Source organism: Pseudomonas sp. MWU16-30317, assembly GCF_020515695.1.
Lineage (GTDB): Bacteria > Pseudomonadota > Gammaproteobacteria > Pseudomonadales > Pseudomonadaceae > Aquipseudomonas.
Genome location: NZ_JAIWJA010000002.1, coordinates 838,489 through 861,095, shown reverse-complemented (window position 1 = coordinate 861,095; position 22,607 = coordinate 838,489). Strand labels below are relative to the sequence as shown.

26 protein-coding genes are annotated in these 22,607 nt (G+C 61.9%); 12 read left to right on the top strand and 14 right to left on the bottom strand.

Annotated elements, in window-relative coordinates; all coding sequences use genetic code 11:
- Nucleotides 1-322: 322 nt before the first annotated feature.
- Entirely contained in the window at nucleotides 323-496 is a 174-nt protein-coding gene (locus LIX93_RS08795) for a hypothetical protein (protein WP_226503607.1), read from the top strand.
- A gap of 108 nt (nucleotides 497-604) precedes the next feature.
- On the opposite strand, the gene LIX93_RS08790 is transcribed toward LIX93_RS08795, so the two are convergent.
- The gene (locus LIX93_RS08790) at nucleotides 605-1,360 is read right to left on the bottom strand and encodes a TerC family protein (RefSeq protein ID WP_226503606.1); all 756 of its coding nucleotides are present in this window, start codon (nucleotides 1,358-1,360) and stop codon (nucleotides 605-607) included.
- Nucleotides 1,361-1,481: 121 nt separating this feature from the next.
- Here LIX93_RS08790 and nhaR point away from each other — a divergent pair, with 121 nt between their 5' ends.
- Nucleotides 1,482-2,378 carry a transcriptional activator NhaR gene (nhaR, locus tag LIX93_RS08785; protein WP_226503704.1) on the top strand — a complete coding sequence of 299 codons (897 nt, stop codon included), beginning with the start codon at nucleotides 1,482-1,484 and terminating at the stop codon, nucleotides 2,376-2,378.
- A 7-nt stretch (nucleotides 2,379-2,385) separates the two neighbouring features.
- Here the strand turns inward: nhaR and LIX93_RS08780 are convergent, their stop codons facing one another.
- Nucleotides 2,386-2,895, bottom strand: a complete 510-nt coding sequence (locus LIX93_RS08780) for a DUF1993 domain-containing protein (RefSeq protein ID WP_226503605.1) — start codon at nucleotides 2,893-2,895, stop codon at nucleotides 2,386-2,388.
- Nucleotides 2,896-2,999: 104 nt separating this feature from the next.
- On the opposite strand from LIX93_RS08780, the gene LIX93_RS08775 reads away from it, so the two are divergent.
- The gene (locus LIX93_RS08775; protein WP_226503604.1) at nucleotides 3,000-3,650 is read left to right on the top strand and encodes a DUF480 domain-containing protein; all 651 of its coding nucleotides are present in this window, start codon (nucleotides 3,000-3,002) and stop codon (nucleotides 3,648-3,650) included.
- A 97-nt stretch (nucleotides 3,651-3,747) separates the two neighbouring features.
- Here the strand turns inward: LIX93_RS08775 and LIX93_RS08770 are convergent, their stop codons facing one another.
- Nucleotides 3,748-4,569, bottom strand: a complete 822-nt coding sequence (locus tag LIX93_RS08770; RefSeq protein WP_226503603.1) for a shikimate 5-dehydrogenase — start codon at nucleotides 4,567-4,569, stop codon at nucleotides 3,748-3,750.
- A 169-nt stretch (nucleotides 4,570-4,738) separates the two neighbouring features.
- Here LIX93_RS08770 and LIX93_RS08765 point away from each other — a divergent pair, with 169 nt between their 5' ends.
- On the top strand, nucleotides 4,739-5,095 hold the full coding sequence (locus LIX93_RS08765) for a hypothetical protein (protein ID WP_226503602.1): 357 nt from the start codon (nucleotides 4,739-4,741) through the stop codon (nucleotides 5,093-5,095).
- A 357-nt stretch (nucleotides 5,096-5,452) separates the two neighbouring features.
- Nucleotides 5,453-6,370, top strand: a complete 918-nt coding sequence (gene pbpG, locus LIX93_RS08760) for a D-alanyl-D-alanine endopeptidase (protein ID WP_226503601.1) — start codon at nucleotides 5,453-5,455, stop codon at nucleotides 6,368-6,370.
- Between the two features lie 95 nt (nucleotides 6,371-6,465).
- On the opposite strand, the gene LIX93_RS08755 is transcribed toward pbpG, so the two are convergent.
- Nucleotides 6,466-7,437 (bottom strand): sensor domain-containing diguanylate cyclase, encoded by a 972-nt coding sequence (locus LIX93_RS08755; RefSeq protein WP_226503600.1) that lies wholly within the window; start codon nucleotides 7,435-7,437, stop codon nucleotides 6,466-6,468.
- A 156-nt stretch (nucleotides 7,438-7,593) separates the two neighbouring features.
- Nucleotides 7,594-8,061, bottom strand: a complete 468-nt coding sequence (locus tag LIX93_RS08750) for a hypothetical protein (protein ID WP_226503599.1) — start codon at nucleotides 8,059-8,061, stop codon at nucleotides 7,594-7,596.
- Nucleotides 8,062-8,312: 251 nt separating this feature from the next.
- Between LIX93_RS08750 and LIX93_RS08745 the strand changes: the two genes are divergently transcribed.
- From LIX93_RS08745 to LIX93_RS08735, 3 genes are read left to right on the top strand one after another with little or no spacing between them, the layout of a single operon-like run.
- Complete coding sequence (locus tag LIX93_RS08745; RefSeq protein ID WP_226503598.1) at nucleotides 8,313-8,996, top strand: response regulator transcription factor; 684 nt, start codon at nucleotides 8,313-8,315, stop codon at nucleotides 8,994-8,996.
- On the top strand, nucleotides 8,974-10,365 hold the full coding sequence (locus tag LIX93_RS08740) for a HAMP domain-containing sensor histidine kinase (protein ID WP_226503597.1): 1,392 nt from the start codon (nucleotides 8,974-8,976) through the stop codon (nucleotides 10,363-10,365). Before LIX93_RS08745 ends, LIX93_RS08740 begins: the two co-directional genes overlap by 23 nt.
- Nucleotides 10,362-11,036 carry a response regulator transcription factor gene (locus LIX93_RS08735; RefSeq protein WP_226503596.1) on the top strand — a complete coding sequence of 225 codons (675 nt, stop codon included), beginning with the start codon at nucleotides 10,362-10,364 and terminating at the stop codon, nucleotides 11,034-11,036. The genes LIX93_RS08740 and LIX93_RS08735 overlap by 4 nt, the downstream gene beginning before the upstream one ends.
- 134 nt (nucleotides 11,037-11,170) lie before the next feature.
- On the opposite strand, the gene LIX93_RS08730 is transcribed toward LIX93_RS08735, so the two are convergent.
- From LIX93_RS08730 to LIX93_RS08710, 5 genes are all read right to left on the bottom strand, one after another.
- Nucleotides 11,171-11,944 (bottom strand): enoyl-CoA hydratase, encoded by a 774-nt coding sequence (locus LIX93_RS08730; RefSeq protein ID WP_226503595.1) that lies wholly within the window; start codon nucleotides 11,942-11,944, stop codon nucleotides 11,171-11,173.
- Nucleotides 11,945-11,964: 20 nt separating this feature from the next.
- Nucleotides 11,965-13,092, bottom strand: coding sequence for an acyl-CoA dehydrogenase (locus LIX93_RS08725; RefSeq protein WP_226503594.1), 1,128 nt, complete (start codon nucleotides 13,090-13,092; stop codon nucleotides 11,965-11,967).
- A 4-nt stretch (nucleotides 13,093-13,096) separates the two neighbouring features.
- The gene (locus LIX93_RS08720) at nucleotides 13,097-14,290 is read right to left on the bottom strand and encodes an acetyl-CoA C-acyltransferase (RefSeq protein WP_226503593.1); all 1,194 of its coding nucleotides are present in this window, start codon (nucleotides 14,288-14,290) and stop codon (nucleotides 13,097-13,099) included.
- A gap of 44 nt (nucleotides 14,291-14,334) precedes the next feature.
- Nucleotides 14,335-15,102 (bottom strand): SDR family NAD(P)-dependent oxidoreductase, encoded by a 768-nt coding sequence (locus LIX93_RS08715; protein ID WP_226503592.1) that lies wholly within the window; start codon nucleotides 15,100-15,102, stop codon nucleotides 14,335-14,337.
- Between the two features lie 72 nt (nucleotides 15,103-15,174).
- The gene (locus LIX93_RS08710) at nucleotides 15,175-16,209 is read right to left on the bottom strand and encodes an AraC family transcriptional regulator (protein ID WP_226503591.1); all 1,035 of its coding nucleotides are present in this window, start codon (nucleotides 16,207-16,209) and stop codon (nucleotides 15,175-15,177) included.
- Nucleotides 16,210-16,434: 225 nt separating this feature from the next.
- Between LIX93_RS08710 and LIX93_RS08705 the strand changes: the two genes are divergently transcribed.
- Nucleotides 16,435-17,406: an alpha/beta hydrolase gene (locus LIX93_RS08705; RefSeq protein WP_226503703.1), complete on the top strand. Its 972-nt coding sequence runs from the start codon at nucleotides 16,435-16,437 to the stop codon at nucleotides 17,404-17,406.
- Between the two features lie 35 nt (nucleotides 17,407-17,441).
- Nucleotides 17,442-18,395: a D-2-hydroxyacid dehydrogenase family protein gene (locus LIX93_RS08700; RefSeq protein ID WP_226503590.1), complete on the top strand. Its 954-nt coding sequence runs from the start codon at nucleotides 17,442-17,444 to the stop codon at nucleotides 18,393-18,395.
- 53 nt (nucleotides 18,396-18,448) lie between these two features.
- Here the strand turns inward: LIX93_RS08700 and LIX93_RS08695 are convergent, their stop codons facing one another.
- Both LIX93_RS08695 and LIX93_RS08690 read right to left on the bottom strand, forming a co-directional pair.
- Nucleotides 18,449-19,600 carry a PQQ-dependent sugar dehydrogenase gene (locus LIX93_RS08695; RefSeq protein ID WP_226503589.1) on the bottom strand — a complete coding sequence of 384 codons (1,152 nt, stop codon included), beginning with the start codon at nucleotides 19,598-19,600 and terminating at the stop codon, nucleotides 18,449-18,451.
- 28 nt (nucleotides 19,601-19,628) lie between these two features.
- Complete coding sequence (locus tag LIX93_RS08690) at nucleotides 19,629-19,952, bottom strand: hypothetical protein (RefSeq protein WP_226503588.1); 324 nt, start codon at nucleotides 19,950-19,952, stop codon at nucleotides 19,629-19,631.
- Nucleotides 19,953-20,187: 235 nt separating this feature from the next.
- On the opposite strand from LIX93_RS08690, the gene LIX93_RS08685 reads away from it, so the two are divergent.
- A complete protein-coding gene (locus LIX93_RS08685; protein WP_226503702.1) occupies nucleotides 20,188-20,652 on the top strand; it encodes an LEA type 2 family protein in 465 nt (154 codons plus the stop codon).
- Nucleotides 20,653-20,673: 21 nt separating this feature from the next.
- On the opposite strand, the gene LIX93_RS08680 is transcribed toward LIX93_RS08685, so the two are convergent.
- On the bottom strand, nucleotides 20,674-20,928 hold the full coding sequence (locus tag LIX93_RS08680) for a hypothetical protein (RefSeq protein ID WP_226503587.1): 255 nt from the start codon (nucleotides 20,926-20,928) through the stop codon (nucleotides 20,674-20,676).
- A gap of 138 nt (nucleotides 20,929-21,066) precedes the next feature.
- Here LIX93_RS08680 and LIX93_RS08675 point away from each other — a divergent pair, with 138 nt between their 5' ends.
- The gene (locus LIX93_RS08675) at nucleotides 21,067-21,384 is read left to right on the top strand and encodes a DUF883 family protein (protein ID WP_226503586.1); all 318 of its coding nucleotides are present in this window, start codon (nucleotides 21,067-21,069) and stop codon (nucleotides 21,382-21,384) included.
- Between the two features lie 50 nt (nucleotides 21,385-21,434).
- Here the strand turns inward: LIX93_RS08675 and LIX93_RS08670 are convergent, their stop codons facing one another.
- Nucleotides 21,435-22,466, bottom strand: coding sequence for an Ldh family oxidoreductase (locus LIX93_RS08670; protein ID WP_226503585.1), 1,032 nt, complete (start codon nucleotides 22,464-22,466; stop codon nucleotides 21,435-21,437).
- Nucleotides 22,467-22,607: the final 141 nt, after the last annotated feature.

Sequence of the window (22,607 nt, the reverse complement as noted above, 5' to 3'; positions counted from 1 at the left end):
CCGGGGCAGGCGTGCTAGTGCACCCACCGAGGGCGCCGATCAGGACGAGAAGGGTCAACAAGGGTGCGTAAAACGAAGTGCTGTGCGTGGATCCCGACGACATCTGGCGCTCTCTATCCATGGGGGTGCCGGGCGGCTAAGGGCCCGAGCGGAACGCTGATCATAGAAGGCCGCCGCCCGTCGGTACAGTGTCTCGCCGTTAAAGGTTGTGCCGATATGAATGCAGGCGCCCCATACCATTGGTCAATGGACTGAAACACGGGCTGGCCTACAATGTCATCTATAACAAGCGCACGCGTTTGTTTGGCCAAAGGAGGCCCTTATGAGCCCGACAGTGACAATTCTGATGTTGATCAGCGCCTGGCTGACCGTAGCCGGTGCCATGTTGTGGGGAGTGCTGCGCGTCAGCCGCCGTCACCACCACCCTGTTACCCGCCCGCAGCTCAAAGCACGACCGCAGCGGGAGCCACGGCATCAGGTGGCCCATTTGCATTGATGGTTCCCCGCCGATCCGTGTAGCGAGGGGGATTGGCCCCGAAAACCAGCAATCCCTTAGATGACTGGTGGCCGACAGATTTTTCGGGGCTAGCCCACCCGCTGTTGATCAAGCGCTGGCGAGCTTCTGCTCTTTGCGCACGCGAGCCTTGCGGGCCCAGATGTTCAGGCATTCGATAGCAGCCGAGAAGCCCATGGCGCAATAAATGTAGCCCTTGGGCACATGGGCACCGAACCCTTCGGCGATCAGCGTCATGCCGATCATGATCAAAAAGCCAAGCGCCAACATCACCACGGTCGGGTTGTCATTGATGAACCGGGCCAAAGGTTCCGATGCCAGCAACATCACCAATACCGCGACAACCACGGCGATGATCATGATCGGCAAATGCTGAGTCATGCCTACAGCCGTGACGATGCTGTCGATCGAGAACACCAGGTCGAGCATCAGGATCTGTCCGATCGCTGCGGCAAAGCCCATGGTCACCTTGGACGACACATGCGCTTCTTGCTGCGCCACTGGGTCCACGCTGTGATGGATCTCGGTCGTGGCCTTCCACAACAGGAACAGGCCACCGGCAATCAGGATCATGTCCTTCCACGAAAACGCCTGACCCAGCACCTCGATCACCGGCTCCGTCAGTTGGACGATAAAGGCCACGGTGCTCAACAGGCCCAGGCGCAGGATCAGCGCCATGCCGATACCGACGCGGCGCGCCTTGGTGCGGTGCTCTACGGGCAACTTGTTGGTGAGGATCGAGATAAAAATCAGGTTGTCGATGCCCAATACGATTTCCATGACCACCAGGGTGGCCAAAGCAATCCAGGCAGCGGGGCTCGTGGCCAATTCAAGTAGATATTCCATGCGGATGCGCACTCATGTCGGGGGTCGATGAGGACGCAGTCTAATGAGCGTGAATCATCAGGAAAATTCGTATTTTCAAGCGCTATACTTCGAGGATACCGAACTGTCGCTGGAATCTTCGATGCTCAACTATCGCCAACTGCATTATTTCTGGGTCGTCGCTAAGACAGGCAGCATCGTGCGCGCCTGCGAGCAGCTCAACCTTACCCCGCAGACCATCAGCGGCCAGATCAGCCTGCTGGAGCAAACCTTCGGTACCGAGCTGTTCAAGAAAGTCGGCCGGCACCTGGAGTTGACCGATACCGGGCGCCAGGCCCTACCCTATGCCGAGCAGATGTTTCAACTGGGTAACGAGCTGGAAGCGCTGCTGCGCGCGCAACCCAAGGAGCAGCCGATTCTGTTTCGCGTGGGTGTCGCCGATGTAGTGCCTAAATCGATCGTCTATCGGTTGCTGGCGCCCACCATGGAGTTGGCTGAACCGCTGCGCATTACCTGCCGCGAGGACAAGCTTGAACGCCTGCTGGCGGACCTGGCTATCCAGCGCCTGGATCTGGTGATTTCCGACCGCCCCATGCCGGCACACCTGGACATTAAAGGATACAGTCAGAAGCTGGGAGAATGCGGTATCAGCTTTTTCGCCACGCCAGCCTTGGTCGCGCAGTACGCGGGTGACTTCCCTGCTTGTCTGCAAGGTGCGCCGCTGCTGATTCCCGGAGCCGAAACCGTGGTACGCAACCGCCTGGACCGCTGGTTCGGCGACCAGCGGGTGCAACCGCGCATTGTCGGGGAGTTCGACGACAGCGCGTTGATGCAAGCTTTCGGGCAATCGGGCAGCGGGGTGTTCATCGCCCCCAGCGTAATCGCCGAGGAAGTCTGTCACACCCTCAACGTGCGCCTCATCGGCCACACCGATGCGGTCACGGAATCCTTTTATGCGATTGCCGTGGACCGCAAGGTGAAACACCCCGGCATCGTCGCCATCACCGAGGGCGCGCGCCGCGAGCTATTCACCCCTTGATGCTGACTTAGAACGCGCCCATGAAATCGCGCTTGCCGATCTCGACGCCGTTGTGGCGCAGGATGGCGTAGGCAGTGGTGACGTGGAAGAAGAACTGCGGCAAGCCGTAGCTCAGCAGGTAGCTTTGGCCGGTGAAGCGTTTCTCTTTGTCGGTACCAGGGCGAGTGATGATTTCCCGAGCTTCCTGGCCGTCGATCAATGCGGCATCCAGACCATTGATGAAGCCCAGCACCTGGGCCAGTTTGGCTTGCAGGTCAGCGAAGGTCTTGTCGTCATCGCTGAACGATGGCACCTCGACACCCGCCAGACGCGCAGAGACGCCTTTGGCGAAGTCGACGGCGATCTGCACCTGACGGATCAGCGGGAACATGTCCGGGTAGAGGCGCGCCTGCAACAGCGCGTCGGGCTCGATCTTGCGCGCGGTAGCGTGGGCTTCGGCCTTGTTGAGCACATCGCCCAGGGCGGTGAGCAGTTGCTTGAAGACAGGAATCGAGGCAGCGTAAAGGGAGATCGTCATGGGGCATCCTGAAAGGTCGAGAGAATCACGTAAACGCCCGCCCCGCTTGTATTTTATCGGGGTCAGGCCCTAGGCTGTGGGCATTACTGCATAGGAACCGCGCTATGTCCGCCGAACACGATACCGCAACCACGACCATTGAGCTCGACCGTACTGAAATTCGTGTTCTGGGCTCGCTGATAGAAAAGCAGGCCAGCAACCCGGAAACCTATCCGCTGACGCTCAATGCGCTGGTATTGGCCTGCAATCAGAAGACCAGCCGCGAGCCCGTCATGCAGCTGACCCAGGGACAGGTCGGGCAAAGCCTGCGTGCACTCGAAGGCCGGGGCATGACCCGCCTGGTCATGGGCAGCCGCGCCGATCGCTGGGAGCAGCGGCTGGACAAGGCGCTGGAGCTGGTGCCTGCGCAATTGACGCTGATGGGCCTGATGTTTCTGCGGGGCCCGCAGACGGTCAGCGAACTGCTGACGCGCAGCAACCGCCTGCATGACTTCGAAGATACTGAACAAGTAGTGCACCAGCTCGAACGCTTGATCGGCCGCGGGCTCGCGGTGCTGATACCGCGCCAGGCGGGGCAACGCGAGGACCGCTATTGCCACGCACTGGGCGACCCTGCGGACATCGAAGCCGTGCTGGCCGCGCGCCAAGGCACCCCGGAACGCGCGCAGGCCAGCGCGGCGGCCATTGAGCGGATCGACGAACTGGAAGCGCGAATTGCCGCCCTTGAAGAGCGGCTGGCACGGCTGGAAGGCTGATCATTGGCTGTGCTTGTGGAGCGAGCTCTGCCCGCGAAGCGTCTCGAGACTTCACGGGCAGAGCTCGTTTCCACACGGTTTTCAGCATCCACAGGGCTCACTGCGCCCGCGCGAACTCCGTGGCCAGCCGCACCTGCTCGTCACTGGGACGAACGCCGGTGTACAGCACAAATTGCTCCAACGCCTGGATGGCAATCACCTCAAGCCCGGTAACCACCTGCTTGCCGAGCGCCTGCCCCAGCAACACCAACGGTGTCTGCGCAGGCAAGGCGACGACGTCGAATACTGTTTGCGCAGCCTCGACCGCATCACGGGGAAACGCCAGGTCATTGACCTGCGGCCCACCACTCATGCCCACCGGCGTGACGTTGATCAACATCTGCGGGCGCAACTGCCCCAACTCGTGACGCCAGTCATAGCCACAACTGCGCGCCAGCGCCGGTCCGGTTTGAGTGTTACGGGCAATGAGCGTCCCGCGCTTGAAGCCCGCATCACGAAACGCCGACGCAACCGCCTTGGCCATGCCGCCACTGCCGCGCAAGGCAAAGGAGGTGTCGGGGTCCAGATTGTGAAGGTCGATCAACTGACGAATTGCAATATAGTCGGTGTTGTAAGCCTTGAGCCGTCCGTCGGTATTGACCAGGGTATTGATGGACTGGATCGCCGCTGCCGACTGGTCCATTTCATCGACCAAAGGGATACAGGCCTCCTTGAACGGCATCGATACGCCGCAACCACGGATGCCCAGCGCGCGGATGCCGCCCACAGCTGCGGGCAGATCCGTGGTGGTCATGGCCTTGTAGTAGTAGTTGAGGCCCAACTGTTGATAAAGATGGTTGTGGAAGCGCACGCCGAAAGTACCGGGCCGTCCGGCGAGCGATATGCACAGCACTGTGTCTTTGTTGGGTGGTGTCGACATCTAATACTCCTGTGTGGGGATTCGCCAGGTCAGCGGTAGCGGCGTTGGACCTTACACAATATTTACCGTTCCCTTTCGCAATTTTTTACAATTTCACTGTCATAGTTTGTACGGCGGACCTTGAACTCACAGAGAGCTTAAGCGCCAGGTCGTAATACGAGGAACCATCATGATTCGTCATCTTCCCAAAATTGCCTTGTTGGTCGGCGCTCTCGCTGCCGCCGGCCAAGCCTCTGCACACCCGTATGGTGGTCATTGGGGTGGCGGCGGCTGGGGCGGCGGCGGTGCAGGCGCAGGTGTATTGGGTGCTGTACTCGGCGCAGCGGTCGTCGGTGCAGTAGTGGCTACCCGACCTGCACCCGTGTATGTCGAACAGCGCCCGGTGTATGTCGCCCCGCAACCGGTGTATGTACAGGCGCCACCACAGCCGGTCTATTACCAGCCAGCGCCGGTCTACTATGCACCACCGCCGCCACCACCGGGCTACTACGCCCCGCGCGGCTACTACGGCCCACCACGCTGGTAATCAGCGAGCCGGGGAGCGCTCCGGCCCGCTGCTCACCCATAGCCCCGCCTAGTGCGGGGTTTTTTATGGCCACCGCCTACCGATATCGACGCTTCGAGGCCCCTGCAAACGGCAATTGTCTTGGTTTTCAATGAAAAAGATTTAACTTCTACAGCCAATCGACAGTTGTGGGGCCATACTCATAAAATGTAACGGTTTTTACCACCCTATTTTTTGCGCCAACGATGAACCTTGCAGGAGCGGGTTCTGCACGTGAAGCTCTCCGGGCTTCGCGGGCAGAGCCCGTTCATGCAATCAGCTCCGGAAACGCAGAACCATTTGCTGTTATTACCCACTTTTTCCAGGTGAGCGCTACACGTGAAAAAATCTCTTTCGATTCTGAGCCTGTTGCTGGTTCTGACAGGCGCTGCCGTGACGTCGAATGCCCTCGCCACCGAAGCTTCCCTGCAGCGCGACCCCGCGCAATTGCACCTGGCCTCGGGCAGTGCCTTGCTGGTGGACTTGCAGACCAGCAAGGTCATCTACCAGAGCAAAGCCGACCAGGTCCTGCCGATCGCCTCCGTGACCAAGCTGATGACCGCCATGGTGGTCCTCGACGCCAAGCAGTCGATGACCGAAGACCTGACCGTCGACATCAGCCAGACCCCGGAAATGCGCGGCGTATTCTCGCGGGTCAAGCTGGGCAGCACGCTCAACCGCCATGACATGATGCTGATTGCCCTGATGTCGTCTGAAAACCGCGCGGCAGCGACCCTGGCTCATCACTATCCAGGTGGCTACAGCGCGTTTATCGCCGCCATGAACGCCAAGGCACGCTCGCTGGGCATGGATCACACCCATTACGTGGAGCCGACCGGGCTGTCGATCCACAACGTGTCGACCGCACGTGACCTGAGCAAGTTGTTGATCGCCGCACGCCGCTACCCGATGCTCAGCGACTTGAGTACCACCCGGGAAAAGACCGTGGCCTTCAGGAAGCCCAACTACACCCTGGGTTTCCACAACACCGATCACCTGCTGAACAAGAGCAACTGGGATATCAAGCTGACCAAGACCGGCTTCACCAACGAAGCCGGCCACTGCCTGGTGCTGGTGACCAGCATGGCCGGGCGACCAGTGGCGATGGTGATCCTCGATGCCTTCGGCAAATACACCCACTTCGCCGATGCCGCGCGCATGCGCAGCTGGATGGAAACCGGCAAGAGCACCAAAGCTCCGGCGGTAGCGATCCAGTACAAGCTCGACAAGCATGGCGAACGCCAGGCGATGGAGTGACAGGCGCAGTGACCTGTAGCGAGGAGAGTGTGCCCCAGGGGTCCGCCAGCGACATTGCCTTGGCCGTTAACCACAACTAGGGGCAAGCCCTCTCGCTAGAGGTTGCGTCTGCGTGACGCCAGTTTTTGCTGAAGCATCGCCGAGTCGGCTTCACCGAGCAGAGCTTGCACGGTGACATGCCGGCCCGGGTCATACGCGGTCATGCCCATGCTGCAACAGATCTCGTAACCCCGCCTCTCATGCTCGTTCCGGGCCGCCAGCGCAGCGCGAAAACGCTCGATGATCAAACGGCTGTCCGGCTCTGCCGAGCCCATCAGCAGCGCAACGAACTGGTCAGCGCCAAGCCGACCGATGGTGTCCATCTCACGCACCACCGAGGCCAGCACCTCGGAAAAGGTCACCAGAGCGCGATCGCCCTCACCGGGACCGAAGCGCTCGTTGATCGTCTTGAACTGATTCAGATCGAAAAACAGCAGCGATGCCGGGGTGTCCATGCGCTTGCAGATACTCAAGGAATGCGCAGCCAGGGTTTCGAAACCGCGCCGGTTGGCAATGTGCGTCAGGTGATCGATGGTCGCGATGCGCACAGCTTCGATTTCCTGCACGGCCATGCTCGCCAGGTCCTTGAACAACTCGCGCTCCTCGGCGTCCAGGGTGCGCGGGCGGGTGTCGATCAGGCACAGGGTTCCGACGTTGCTGCCGTCGCCGACTTTCAGCGGACAGCCGGCATAGAAGCGAATGTTGGGGGCACCGGTGACCAGCGGATTATCGGCAAAACGCTCATCGCTGCCGGCATCGGGGATCAGCAGTATCTGATCATTGAGGATGGCATGGCCACAGAAGGACACTTCTCGCGGGGTCTCGCTGACGCCCAGGCCGGAACAGGACTTGAACCACTGACGGTTGCTGTCGACCAGGCTGATCAAGGCGATAGGCACATCGAACAGTCGCCGCGCCAGGCGTGTCAGGCGGTCGAAACGCTCTTGCGGGGGCGTGTCGAGAATCTGCAGCGAACGCAGTGTCGCAATGCGCTGATACTCGTTGGCAGGCTGAGCAGGTGCAAGCATCGGAACCTCCAGGCAGGTGAAGCCCTAAGCCTAGCTGATCGATGCAGGCGTGCCCGCTCACTGTCACGGGGGCCTTGCCCGCGAAACCTATTCACCTGACGCCCTGTATGCGCCTGGCAGATTGGTCGCGGACCAGCCCCTCGCCACAAGGACACATCAGGCAGTGGTGCTGACCGACGTGCCCGACGTGCTACTGCCTTCGTCCGTCAACGCTTGCAATAAAGCGGCATTGGCGGTTTGCAGCTCGCTTGAAACACTGCTCACCTGAGCCGATGCCTGGGCGACGGCGGCGGCCTTGGCTTCTGCGCTCTGGGTGCTGGACTGAGCCTTTTGCAGGGCCTGCTGCTCTTGTTGCAACTGCTTTTGCAACTGAGCGATCTGCTGCTTTAGCTGCTTGACGGTATCGCTGGTGGTATCGGTGCTGGAAGAGTCACCAGACCCACCTGCGCCCGCGCCGGCGGAAGTCTTGGTAGCAGCGCTGGCGCCAGCGGTCGCCGTGGTCGACGATGTGGCAGTGGCATCGGTGCTGGCGGTAGTGTCTTCTGCCGCAGCCTTGGCCTTGGCGGTAGTGGTGAGCGCCAGGGTCGATAGACTCTGACTGGAGCTGAGCGAAACGCTGACCATAGTGGGTTCATCCCTAGAGTGGAAAAAGAGTTCTAGCGGACAGTCCATCGGCTTGGCGGCGCAGGTCTTGAGCACTATCGGGTAACGTCAAGGATACAAACAGATACATAACCGTGAGCGGCAGAACCCTGGGATCGGGGCTAGCATCACTTGGCCTCAGCCGTCAATATGAAACAATCTTCAGAATGTCATGCAGTATTTGTTGGCACAATGATTGTGTCTAAAGCCGAAACCTCTGGGTAGATCACACCATGACGCGCGTATTGACCATCGAAGACGATGCCGTAACTGCCAGGGAAATCGTGGCAGAACTCAGTAGCCATGGCCTGCAGGTCGACTGGGTCGACAATGGCCGTGAAGGACTGGTCAAAGCGGTCAGTGGCGTCTATGACGTCATCACCCTGGACCGCATGCTGCCGGAACTCGACGGTCTGGCGATCGTCACCACCCTGCGCACGATCGGCGTCTCCACGCCTATCCTGATGATCAGCGCCCTGTCGGATGTCGACGAACGTGTCCGCGGCCTGCGTGCCGGTGGCGACGATTACCTGACCAAGCCATTCGCCTCCGACGAAATGGCCGCACGTGTTGAAGTCCTGCTGCGCCGCAACAGCACCACCGCAGCCCCGAGCAACGGTCTGAAGGTCGCCGACCTGGAACTCGACCTGATCAGCCGCGAAGCCAAACGTGGCGAGCAATCGCTGAATTTGTTGCCGACCGAATACAAGCTGCTCGAATTCCTGATGCGCAACGCTGGCCAGATCCTCACTCGCATGATGATTTTCGAGGAAGTCTGGGGCTACCACTTCGATCCGGGTACCAACCTCATCGACGTGCATATCGGCCGCCTGCGCAAGAAAATCGACCCCCCCGGCACCGTGCCTCTGATCAAGACCGTTCGAGGTTCTGGCTATGTCATTGCCGAACCCCTCTGAGGGTTGGCGCTCCTCCAGCAGCCGGCTGCTGGCGCTCTACAGTTTTCTGTTCGTGGCCTGGGGGAGCATCCTCATGGGCGTCATGTACTACGAGGTGTTCACCTACCTGGACAGCCTCGCACGGCACTCGCTGATGCAGCGCGAACAGCTGTTCTCGCGCTTTCAGGGCCGTGATCTGGAAGATGCGCTGGCCGCCAGTTCGACCTTCGACGACCGCGCCTTCGACGCCTATGGCCTGTTCGACGATCGCCTCAATCCCCTGGCGGGCGAGCTGTTGCGTATCCCTAAAGGCCTGCCGCTCGACGGGCAGATCTATGAGCTGGACAAGTGCATCGACTCGGACAACGACAACATACCTGACGACGCCTGCGACGCAGTGGCCATGCCGACCCGTGACGGTCGCTGGTTGGTGTTGGTGCGTGACAACGGCTCGTTGTTCGCCGTCACCCGCATCATCCTCCATGCATTGCTGTGGGGCATGTCGCTGACCATCATCCCTGGAGCGCTGGCCTTCCACTTCCTGCGGCGCCGACCGCTGCGGCGTATCCGCGCGATTCAGGACAGCGCCGATGCCATCGTCGCCGGTGACCTGACCCAGCGCTTGCCGCTGTCGGACCGGCGCGACGAACTGGACCGCCTGGCCGCCATCGTCAACACCATGCTCGACCGTATCGAACGGCTGATGATGGAGGTCAAGGGCGTGTGCGACAACATCGCCCACGACCTGCGCACCCCTCTGACCAGACTGCGGGCGCAGATCTATCGGATCAAGCAGCAAAACGACCGGGACCCGCAGTTGGGCGAACAGCTCGACGAGGTGATCAGCGAAACCGACACCTTGATGGCGCGTTTTCGCGGCTTGCTGCGCATTTCGGAGATCGAGGATCACCGGCGCCGCTCAGGCTTCGTCCAGCTCGATCCCCTGGCGCTGTTACAGGAGCTGCACGACTTTTATCTGCCCCTGGCCGAGGAAGGCGAATTGACGCTGGAACTGCAACTGCCCAATTCGGTGCCCCAGTTGCATGGCGACCGGGCGTTGCTGTTCGAAGCCATCGGCAACCTGCTGAGCAACTCGATCAAGTTCACCCCCGCGGGTGGCGTGGTCACGGTACGGGCGAGTGTCGAACAGGGTGCTACACGCATCGATGTCGAGGACACCGGCCCGGGGATTCCGGCCTCCGAGCGCGAGGCAATCTTCCAGCGCTTCTACCGCAGTGACGACAGCAGCAACCAGAGCGGCTTCGGTCTCGGGCTGTCGATCGTCGCAGCCATCGTCAATTTGCATGGATTCACTCTGGACGTCGGCGCCAGCCCTGAAGGGGGCGCGCGTTTGACCTTGTTGTGTCGGCAGACCAAGGCGCTGGTATGAACACGAACCTGCTGTATATCGCGCAACACCGGGACGCGCAGTTGCTCCACGGTCTGTGCAATGAAGGCCAACGGGTCACTGCTGCGGAGCCGGTGGATGCCGAGCGCGCGCTGAAGGGCGGTGGCTATGCCTTTATTCTGCTCGACCTGATAGAGCTGCGGCCGGAATTACTGGCGCTGTGCGTCGCTCATCGCGGCGCAGCGGAGCTGTTGGTGCTGTTGACCGACAGTGATCGCCAGGCCCGTATCGAAACCCTGCGTGCCGGGGCCGACATGTGCCTGTCACGGCCGCTGAGCCTGCTCGAGCTGCAGGCCCGAATGGAAGCCCTCAGCCGCGATCATCGCAGCGACACCAGCGCTGCCACCGAGCAACTGTGGCTATCCAACAGCCGCTTGTTGCTGGGACGCGGCAGGGACGGTGGCGTGGTGGCCGTGACGGTCACCGAACAGCGCCTGCTGATCCTGCTGGCTCGGCAAAACGGCGCCATCAGCCGTGACGCCATCGAGCAAGCTGTGTGGGGCAGCAATGATTCAAGCCGCAGCACGCTGATCGAGCGGCATATCTGCAATCTTCGCCGCAAGCTCGGGCAACTCAATGCGCCCCATGCGCTGCAGACGTTGCGCGGGTTCGGCTACTGCCTGAGCGAGACGATCGAACTGCGGGTGGAGTGATCGCCGTCAGGTGATCAGCGCTCCTTACCGCCTCTTCGCGGGCAAGCCTTGCTCCTACAAATTGGAACTGTGCAACCTGTGGCAGCAAGGCTTGCCCGCGAAGGCGCCCGCAAGAACATCCCAGCGTCACTGCTTTAACGATGCTTGAACTGCGGCTCGCGCTTGGCGACGAACGCCGCCATGCCTTCTTTCTGATCCTCGGTCGCAAACGCCGCGTGGAACACTCGGCGTTCGAAGCGAATCCCTTCACTCAGACTGACCTCGAAGGCGCGCTCGACGCTCTCTTTGACCATCATCGCCACTGGCAGGGATTTTTCCGCGATGCTGGCAGCGACCTTGAGCGCCTCCTCCAATAGCTCGGCCTGAGGCACGATCCGCGCTACCAGCCCGGCGCGCTCGGCTTCTTCGGCCCCCATCAAGCGCCCGGTGAGACACAGCTCCATAGCCTTGGCCTTGCCGATCGCACGGGTCAGGCGCTGGGTGCCGCCCATGCCAGGCAAGACCCCGAGCTTGATTTCCGGCTGACCGAAACGGGCCGTATCGGCGGCCAGGATGAAGTCGCACATCATCGCCAGCTCGCAGCCGCCCCCCAAGGCAAAACCTGAAACGGCGGCGATGATCGGCTTGCGCCGGTTGGCCACACGATCGGCCTCGACGAACAGATCATCCAGATAGATCTGTGGATAAGTGCGCTCGGCCATCTCCTTGATATCCGCTCCTGCGGCAAACGCCTTGGCCGAGCCAGTGAGCACGATGCAGCCAATGCCGGCGTCGGCATGCAACACGTCGAGGGCATGATTGAGCTCGCTGACCATCTGGCCATTGAGGGCATTGAGGGCTTCGGGGCGATTGAGGGTAATCAGCGCCACGCGGTCACGGGTTTCGAGCAGGATGCTTTGATAGGACACGGTCGAGAACTCCTTGGCAGTTACAGGTTGCGGGCAATCACCAGGCGCTGGATATCGCTGGTGCCCTCGTAGATCTGGCAAATCCGCACATCACGATAGATGCGCTCCAGAGGGAAGTCATTGAGATAGCCATAACCGCCGAGGGTCTGCAACGCCTGGGAACAGACTGTCTCGGCCATCTCCGACGCGAACAGCTTGGCCATCGACGCCTCTGCCAGCGCCGGCTCGCCGGCATCGCGCAGGCTGGCGGCATGGTAGACCATCTGCCGCGCCACGCTGATCTGGGTCAGCATATCGGCGAGGCGAAAAGCCACCGCCTGATGCTCGATCAAGGGCTTGCCGAAGCTCTCGCGCTCGCGGGCATAGTCGCGCGCCACCTCAAAGGCCGCACGGGCCATGCCGACCGCCTGGGCAGCGATGCCGATACGTCCGCCTTCAAGGTTGGCAAGGGCGATACGATAGCCCTCGCCCTCCTCGCCCAGGCGGTTCTCTACCGGAATGCGCAGTTCGTCGAGTTGGATCTGACAGGTGTCCGAGGCATGCAAGCCAAGCTTGTGCTCGACCCGCACCACCTGGTAACCGGGGGTGTCGGTGGGCACCAGAAAGGCACTGATGCCGCGCTTGCCTGCCGCCGGATCGGTGACCGCAAAGACGATGACCATGCCAGCGTTCTTGCCGGAGGTGATGAACTGCTTGGCGCCATTGAGGATGTAATACTCACCCTCGCGGCGCGCGCGGCACTTGAGGCTGCTGGCATCGGAACCGGCCTGGGGCTCGGTCAGGGCAAAGCCGCCGAGCATGGCTCCACTGGCCAGGGGCTCGAGCCAACGCTGCTTTTGCGCGTCGCTGCCAAAGCGCAGGATCGGCACGCAGCCCACCGAGTTGTGCACGCTCATGATGGTCGAGCACGAGCCGTCACCGGCGGCGATTTCCTCGATGGCCATGGCGTAGGCGACATAGCCGGTATCACAGCCGCCCCACTCTTCAGGCACCAGCATGCCGAAGAAGCCGAGCTGACCCATTTCGGCGATGGCTTCATGGGGAAAACGGTGCTCGCGGTCCCACTCAGCCGCGAAGGGCCGTAGGCGCTCTTGGGCGAAATCTCGGGCCGCATCGCGAATTTGTCGTTGTTGTTCGTCAGGTAGCATGGTTTTACTCCAGAGATTCGAGGGCCATGGCCGTGGCTTCGCCGCCGCCGATGCAGATGGCAGCGACGCCGCGGCGCACACCGCGTTGGCGCAACGCCGCCAGCAAGGTCACCAGGATGCGCGCCCCTGAGGCGCCTATCGGGTGCCCAAGTGCGCAGGCGCCACCGTGCACATTGACCTTGTCGTGAGGCAGGCCGAGCCGGGCCATGGTCACCAGCGCGACCACGGCGAAGGCTTCGTTGATTTCAAACAGGTCGACATCGTCCAGACGCCAGCCGGTGCGCTGCATGAGTTTCTCTATGGCACCCACCGGCGCTTGCGGGAACAGCCCCGGCGCAGCGGCGAAGGCCGCATGCCCATGAATGATAGCCAGCGCCCGCAAGCCTGCCGCTTCGGCCTCGGAACGGCGCATCAGCAGCAAGGCCGCCGCGCCATCGGAGATCGAACTGGAATTGGCAGCGGTCACCGTGCCGCCCTCGCGAAAGGCCGGCTTGAGCGTGGGTATCTTGTCGAGAAGGGCCTTGGGCGGTTGCTCGTCGTCGGTGATCAAGCGGTGCTGCTTGTTGAGAGTGACTTCTACCGGAACGATCTGCGAGCGAAACCAGCCTTGCTCGATCGCCTGTTGCGCACGCTTGAGCGAGGTGATCGCGTAGTCATCCTGCACGCTGCGGCTGAAATCATTGGCCTGGGCGCAGTCCTCGGCGAAGGTGCCCATCAGCCGGCCCTTGTCGTAGGCATCCTCCAGGCCATCGAGAAACATGTGGTCGATGACTCGGCCATGACCCATGCGATAACCCGAGCGAGCCCGGTCCAGCAGGTATGGCGCATTGGACATGCTTTCCATGCCGCCCACAATGACCCGCCGCGCGCTGCCAGCCAACAGCAGGTCGTGGCCGAGAATGGCGGCCTGCATGCCGGAACCACATATTTTGTTGAGCGTGGTGCACGGCGTGCCCTGGCTTAGCCCCGCCCCCAGAGCGGCCTGACGCGCCGGTGCCTGGCCGAGGCCCGCAGGCAGCACGCAGCCCATCAGCACTTCGTCGACGCTGTCCGCGTTGATATCGGCCCGCTCGACGCTCGCCCGTATCGCCGCAGCGCCCAGCTGCGTCGCGCTCAGGCTGGCCAGGTCGCCCTGGAAACCGCCCATCGGGGTGCGAGCGGTACTGACGATGACCACTGGATCATTGCTTATTGTCATTATGAGTTCCTCATTGCTTTGACGGCAGCTGCGAGCAGCACGTGTCAACGCGCGGCCATTCGTAACGCGCCATCAAGGCGGATGACTTCACCATTGAGCATAGAGTTCTCGAGAATATGTCGCACCAATGCGGCATATTCTTCCGGGCGCCCCAAGCGTGGCGGGAAAGGTACATCAGCGGCCAGGGCGCTGCGGACCTCTTCGGTCATGCCAGCCATCATCGGTGTCTCGAAGATTCCTGGGGCGATGGTCATGACCCTGATACCGTGGGCCGCCAGCTCCCTCGCGGCCGGCAAGGTCAGGCTGGCGATGGCGCCCTTGGAAGCCGCGTAGGCAGCCTGGCCGACCTGACCATCATAGGCCGCTACCGAAGCGGTATTGATGATCACCCCGCGTTCGCCGTCGGCGTTCGGCGTATTGCGGGCCATGGCTTCGGCGGCCAGGCGCAACATATTGAAGCTGCCGATCAGATTGACGTTGATGACCTTGGCGAAGGTTGCCAGATCATGGGCGCCGCGTTTGCCGAGAATCTTGCCGCCACTGACGATGCCCGCGCAGTTGATCAGCCCGTCCAGGCCGCCGAAGGCTTCGGTGGCAGCATCGATGGCGGCCTGAGCATCGGCCTCCACGCAGATATCCGCCACGCTGTAGCGCGTCTGGCTGCCCAGGGCCTGTACCCGTTGCGCCAGCCCCTCGGCGTTGAGGTCGACCAGCATCACCCGAGCGCCGGCCTCGGCCAGCAAAGTGGCGGTGGCCGCACCGAGGCCGGAGGCGGCGCCAGTGACCAGGAATCGTTGGCTGTCGATGTGCATGGGGCCCTGTTCCTTGCTTGAGTGGAGAAAATCATCCCCCCGCAAGGTAGCCACCGGCAATGGTCAAAACACTCAATCGGCCTGAGCGGTTTGGCCGTTGGCGCCGAGGATCAACTGCCGATACTGGCCCGGATTGGCGCCGGACCACTTGCGAAACGCTTTGTAGAACGAACTGGTGTCGGCAAACCCGAGCGTCTGGGCGATATCGGCAAAACTCAGCCGGGCATCGGCCATTGCGGCCACCGCGAGCTCCTTGCGCACCGTGTCCTTGAGGCGTTGATAGGTTTGCTCTTCATCGGCCAGCCGCCGTCGCAGAGTGGCGGGCGACATGCACCACTGCTGCGCCAGGGTGTCAGTCTCGGGCCACAGCGCGGGTGCCTGGCCACGCAATTGGGCTTTGACGCGCTGGGCGAAACTGTCGGGATCGCGGTACTTGACCAGGATATTACCCGGGGCCCGCGCCAAAAACCGTTGCAGATCGGCCTCGCTGCGGCGGATCGGCAGGTCCAGGCATTCATCGGCGAACATCATCCGGGTACGCGGCTGGGCGAAACGCAGGTGCTCGCAAAACATAACCTGATAATCCCCACAGTCATCCGGCGCGGCGCTGCGCAGGTCCAGGGTGAGGATCGGAATACGTCGCCCGGCCAGCCAGCAGAGCACACCGTGCACGATCATCCAGAACGTGAAGCAGGCAAAGGCGCGCACAGGCGGCGCCGCGACGTCGTGGATGACGATTTCCACCAGCCCCTGGTGGCGGGTCAGGCGCGCGGCGAAGCGATCGAGCATCAACGACAGAAACGTCAGCATCGATTCCAGACCCTGCGCCACGGTTGGCTGGGCGATGGCGCCACGGCAGATGAACGCCAGGCTGCCGCTGCGCAGCGGGCGTGGGTCCATGGCGAAGAATTCATCGTCCAGGCGCCGCGCCAACAGGCGCCACAACCGCGCATAGGCACGCGCCGACACCCGGGCGTCGATCTGCTGCAACTGTTGCGGGTCGATCCCGGCGCTGGTCAGCATCGGCACCACCTCAGCGCTCGACAAACCGCTTTGCAGCAGCGCTTCACGCACCATCTGCATGGAAATGCTGTCCCGCTGTGCCATGGTCTTACCTTGTTCGATGTCTTATTGTGGGCAACTGCGGCCGGGCATTGTCCGGCTGATAGCGGGCCCGTGTCACTGCGCCATCTTAGGGGGCTGCCGGGCAAAAGTCAGTGGGCCATGCAACCGTAGCGCCCACTCAAGGTCTGTGGCTGCAACGCCGCCCCGATGAACGACCCCGAGGAATCGACCATGTACCGTTTTTCCGCCCTGCTGCTGTCCTGCCTGATGGGCACCAGTGCGATGGCCGCCGAAACCGCTCCCACCTACGGCCCTGAACTCCAAGGCTTCGACTACCCCTACACCTTGAAACACTTCACCTTCGAGTCGCAGGGCAACAGCTTGCAAATGGGTTACATGGACGTCGCCGCCAACGGCAAAGCCAACGGTCACACCGTGGTATTGCTGCATGGCAAGAACTTCTGCGCGGCGACCTGGGAAAGCTCGATCAAGGCACTTACCGACGCCGGTTACCGGGTCGTCGCACCGGACCAGATCGGCTTCTGCACCTCCAGCAAGCCCGAGCACTACCAGTACAGCTTCCAGCAACTGGCCGACAACACCCATGAATTGCTCAATGACCTGGGAGTCAAGGAAGCGACTATCCTTGGCCACTCCACCGGCGGCATGCTCGCCACTCGCTACGCGCTGCTCTACCCCACCGAGGTCGAGCGCCTGGCGCTGGTCAACCCTATCGGCCTGGAAGACTGGAAAGCCCTGGGCGTACCTTATCGCACGGTCGACCAATGGTTCGACCGCGAGACCAAGCTCGATGCCCAGAGCATTCGCAAGTACGAGCAGCACACGTATTACGCCGGCAGCTGGAAGCCCGAATACGACCGTTGGGTGACCATGCTCGCCGGCCTCAACCAGGGCCCGGGGCACAACGTGGTGGCATGGAACTCGGCGCTGATCTACGACATGATCTTCACCCAGCCGGTGGTCTACGAGTTCAAGGACCTGAAGATGCCGACCCTGCTGTTGATCGGCGATGCCGACACCACGGCGATCGGCAGCGACATTGCGCCTGCCGACGTCAAGGCGCGCATCGGTCACTACAATGTGCTGGGCAAACAGGTGGCGCAGATGATTCCCCACAGCACCCTGGTGGAGTTCCCGGGCTTGGGCCATGCGCCACAAATGGAACAACCCGCACAGTTTCACCAGGCTTTGCTGAGCTGGCTGGGAAGTACCAATTGAAGCAGACCCAATGATATCGATCAGGAGCAAACTCGATGAGCGCATTGCGCATTGCAGTGCTGGATGACTGGCAGGCCGTCGCCAGCCAAGTAGTGAACTGGGCGCCCCTGCAGGCATTGGGCGAGCTTGTGTTCGTGCACGATTACCCGGCCGCGACGGCCGTCTTGATCGAGCGCTTGAAGGACTTCGACGTGATCTGCGTGATGCGCGAGCGCACCGTGTTCGACAAGGCGCTGATCGACGGCTTGCCACGCCTGAAACTGCTGGCCACTGGCGGTATGCGCAATGCCGCGCTGGACCTGAACGCAGCCCGTGAACGTGGCGTGCTGGTGTGTGGCAGCGACAGCTACAAGCATGCCGCCCCGGAGCTGACTTGGGCCCTGTTGATGGCGTTGCAGCGCAACCTGGTAGCCGAGGCCAATTCCCTGCGCAGCGGCGGTTGGCAGGTCGGGCTGGGCGGCGACCTGTACGGCAAGACCTTGGGTATCCTGGGCCTGGGCAGCATTGGCCAGAAAGTCGCCGGTTACGCCAAGGCATTCGGCATGCGCGTGATCGCCTGGAGCGAAAACCTCACCGAAGCCCGCGCCAGCGAGGCTGGCGTGACATGGGTCAGCAAACAGCAGCTGTTCGAACAGGCCGACATCCTCACAGTACATCTGGTCCTGAGCCCACGCAGCCAGGGCTTGGTGGACGCCCAGGCGCTGGGTTGGATGAAGCCGACCGCGTTGTTGATCAACACTTCGCGAGGGCCGATCGTCGACGAGCAGGCGTTGATTGACGCCCTGCAACACCAACGCCTGGCGGGCGCGGCCCTCGACGTGTTCGCACAGGAGCCCCTGCCCGCCGACCACCCGTTGCGCAGCCTGCCTAACCTGCTGGCCACGCCGCATATCGGCTATGTCACACAGAACAACTACCGGCAGTTTTTCGAGCACATGATCGAGGACGTATTGGCCTGGCATGCGGGTACACCGATCAGGCTGTTGTAGGGAGAGCCAGCACCCACTTGGCGCATGGGTTGGCCAGCCCCCTTGCTGTCAGGTCATTTCAGGCCGAGCTTGAGCAACTGGCCGTCGGGCTCGTCAGTGAGCACGTAGAGGTAGCCATCGGGCCCTTGGCGCACATCGCGGATGCGCGCCTTGAGCGGTGTCAACAAGCGCTCCTCGTGCACGGCCTTGTCGCCATCGAAGTGCAGGCGCAGCAACTGCTTGCTGACCAACGCACCGATGAACACGTCATGATCCCAGGCTTTGAAGCGATCGGCGCTATAGAACGTCATGCCGCTGATACCGGGCGACTTGAGCCACACATGGTGCGGCCCGGCAACGCCATCGGCGGTCTTGCCACGGGACTCGGGAATCGGCTGGCCGGTGTAGTCGATGCCATGAGTGGTAATCGGCCAACCGTAGTTCTTGCCCTTCTCGATGATGTTGATCTCGTCACCGCCCCGAGGGCCGTGCTCGTTGGTCCAGAGGGTGCCGGTCCAGGGATTGAGCGCCGCGCCCTGCTGATTGCGATGGCCGTAGGTCCAGATTTCCGGTCGCACACCCGGCTGGCCGACGAAGGGGTTGTCCGGCGGAATCTTGCCGTCCGGGAATATGCGCACCACCTTGCCTTGCAGCTTGGACAGATCCTGCGCGGTGGAGCGCTTGTTGTTCTCGCCCAGGGCGATGAACAGATAGCCGTCGTTGTCGAACACCAGCCGTGAACCGAAATGGTTACCCATGGACAGTTTTGGCTCTTGGCGGAAGATCACCTGAAAGTCTTCAAGACGGGTCAGGTCGGCCGACAGCTTGCCGCGGCCAACGGTGGTACCGGCACCACCGTTGGGCCCGCCCCCTTCGGCGTAGGAGAGATAGACCAGGCGATCCTCGGCAAAGCTGGGCGACAGGGCCACGTCCAGCAAGCCGCCCTGCTCCTTCTCCCAGACCTTGGGCGTGCCATGAATGGCCTTTGATACCTTGCCATCTGCCGTCACCACCCGCAGGTAACCCAGACGTTCGGTCACCAGCATGCCCTTGTTGTCAGGCAGGAAAGCCACTGCCCACGGGAAGTGCAGCCCCTCGGCCACCGTTTCGACGGTGAGCTTGCCGTTTTCGCTGGGGTATTCATGCACGGGCCCGGCGCTGGCCAGCAGTGGCAGGGTGAAACAGGCGACGGCGCAGAGGCTGGCCAGCATTTTTGTTGGGGTCATCGAGGATTCCTTTTGCATCTCGCGGCGTTCAAGGCGTAATGGGACGGGGAGGATGAATGGGTTCGAGCTGCGGAGCCTTTGGCGTCGGCCGTAAATTCTGGCCGTTGCCTACGCCACCGTTTTGCAGCGTAGGGGGTCGCGGGTTGATCTGCTGGCGCTGGGCAGGCGACTGCGGTGCGAGCGGCTCGGTACCTTGCAGGGAGTTCGGGTTGATACGCCGAATGGGGCTGCTGTACGGATTGGCCTGATCGTTGGCGGCCAGCCAGTCGATGCCGCCCGTGGCCGCCTGGGCCAGGCTCCAGGGAGCTGCGATCAGCAACCATACGAAGATACAGCGAGCCACGACACTCATGAACAACGGTCCTTGCGGTAAGGTTGATTGCGGTTGTCTGGGCAAGCATAGAAGCCATGGCATCGAATGGAAGCAAACAGACCGACTCAGGTGTTTCCAGCTGTGACATCAGTGCAGCGAACGACAACACCCAATCTGCCGAACCCCTTATGCCAGAAGTGGTCGCAGTTAGGTAGCGAGTCACCGCCACCCTTCGCGAATTTCATCTGCCGCCCAAGAGAACACCATGCCTTCAATGCTGCGCACCTGCCTCACGGCCACTTTGCTATTGACCCTGAGCGCTTGCGCATTATTGCCCCAGCGCGATCCGGTCAACATCAGCGTAGTCGGGTTCGAACCATTGCCCTCACAGGATCTCGAGTTGCGACTGGCAGTAAAGCTGCGCCTGCAGAATCCCAATGACAATGTCATCGATTACGACGGTGTGGCCTTGGATCTGGACATCAACGGCCGCGGGCTGGCGTCGGGTGTGAGCGACCAGCATGGCTCGATCGGGCGTTTTTCAGAGGCGGTGTTGACCGTCCCGGTCAGCGTATCGGCCTTTTCGGCGTTGCGTCAGGCGCTGGGTCTAAGCCAAAGTCAGGGGCTGCAAGGCCTGCCCTACGTGGTACGGGGGAAACTGGCGGGGGGATTGTTTGGCACGGTACGTTTCAAGGAAAGCGGCGTGATCGACCTGGGCACCCTGGGGCAGGTGCCCTGAAACGCTCAGGCAACGCTTGAATTATTTGGCCGCCGCCATCAGCTTGTTCACTTCGCTTTTGACCATGTTGGCGTATTCGGGCGGCGACATGGCGTCCAGTTCGGCCCTGACCCACTCCGACCACCGGCCTTTGCGCCGTGGTTTTTCGGCGATCAGTCGGGCGGCATCGCCCTTGGCGCGGCCGATGTTCTGCTGCCAGAGTTCATAAAGACGTGCCTTCTCGTCTTCGATCATTGCCCGCTCGGCAAAGGACTTGTTGGCCAGATTGAAACTCATCGCTCGTGCTCGCTGCCGGGGTGAAAAAGTGGGGAGCATTTTACACCCCGAACCTGGGTTTGCTGCAAACCCACTGCAACTTTCCAGACCGACAGGACTCAACAGCCTGTTGCCATATATTTATCAAGGAGTATCCAGATGGCTCGCAAGACTGCTGCTCAGGTAGCCGAAGATCAAATCAAGGACCAGGCGTTCAGCGAGCTGGCATCGCTGATCGAAGAGTCCGAAAAACTCCTCAAGGACGGTGCGTCTCTGGTGGGCGAAGAGGCGGACAGCCTGCGTGAACAGGTGTCGCTGAAGCTCAAGCAGGCCCGTGAATCAGTCAGCGGAGCCCGCGAGCGTGCGCAGCCGGTCATCGAAGCGACCCAGACCTACATCGGTGGCCATCCGTGGCAGACCGTGGCGGTTTCGGCCGGGTTTGGCCTGGTCGTCGGCCTGCTGCTGGGTCGCCGCTGATCCAGTGATGCAGCGAGGGGCCTGCCTCTCGCTGCATGCAGCAAGCGCCGTTACAAGAACCCCTCAAGATCGCGCAGCTCGCTGGCACGCAAGGCAATACCCTCCGTTTCAGCTAGAGCACGCGCCGCATAGCGTCGATCCCCCGCCATTCGCGTCAACCCCGCTGCCTCCATCTGTTTGACCAGGACTTCACTGCGCTGGGCGAAAGGTGTGCCCCGGCTTTTATCTGGATCGATGACGATGATCAGCTGCCCGGTCCAGGGCGTCTTCGCGCCTGGGTGGCCAGACCAATCGAACTCGAAAGAGAAATGCCCGCCGGTGAGGGCGGCCGCCAGCAGTTCGATCATCATCGACAAGGCCGAGCCCTTGTGGGCGCCGAAGGGCAGCAACGCGCCACCGTCGAGAATGGCTTCAGGGTCCTGCGTCGGCTGACCCAAACGATCGACGCCGCTGCCGGGCGGGACCTCATGACCGTCGCGCGCGGCGATCTGCACATCGCCATGGGCCAGGGCGCTGGTGGCCATGTCGAAAACGATCGGATCACGACCGTGGCAAGGGGCAGCGAATGCTATCGGATTGGTGCCGAACACCGGCTTCCTGGCGCCGTGCGGCACCACGCAGGTCATGCTGTTGACCACGCTCAACGCCACCAGCCCCTCACGGGCGAAGGGCTCGACATCGGGCCACAGCGCGGCAAAGTGATGGGAATTACGGATCGCCAGCACGGCAATCCCGGCGCTGCGCACCTTGTCGATCAGCAGCCCGCGCGCAGCGGCCAATGCCGGCTGGGCGAAGCCGTTGGCGGCGTCGACACCAACGAAACCGCTGGCGATGTCCTCGACCACCGGTACGGCCTTGCCATCCACCCAGCCGCTGGCCAAAGTCGACAGGTAACCCGGAATACGAAAGACGCCATGGCTGTGCGCCGCATCGCGTTGCGCGCTGGCGCAGTTGAACGCCAGGCATTGCGCCACCTCAGGGCGGGTGCCATGACGCTCGAAAATCCGCTGCAGCAGCGCGGTCAACTCGACGAACGAAAGATGCACCGTCGATGCATCTGCAGCTTGGCTTGTCTGCGACATGGCTCGTCCCTCCCGTTGGATGTACCGGCTGCCATTAATTCCTGGCCACAGCCGGGCTGTCAATCCACTAGCAATATCTAGCGCAGCGCCACCTGCTGGCAACCCTATGCTCCCAGGCTCCGTGGCCCAGCGTCGGCCACT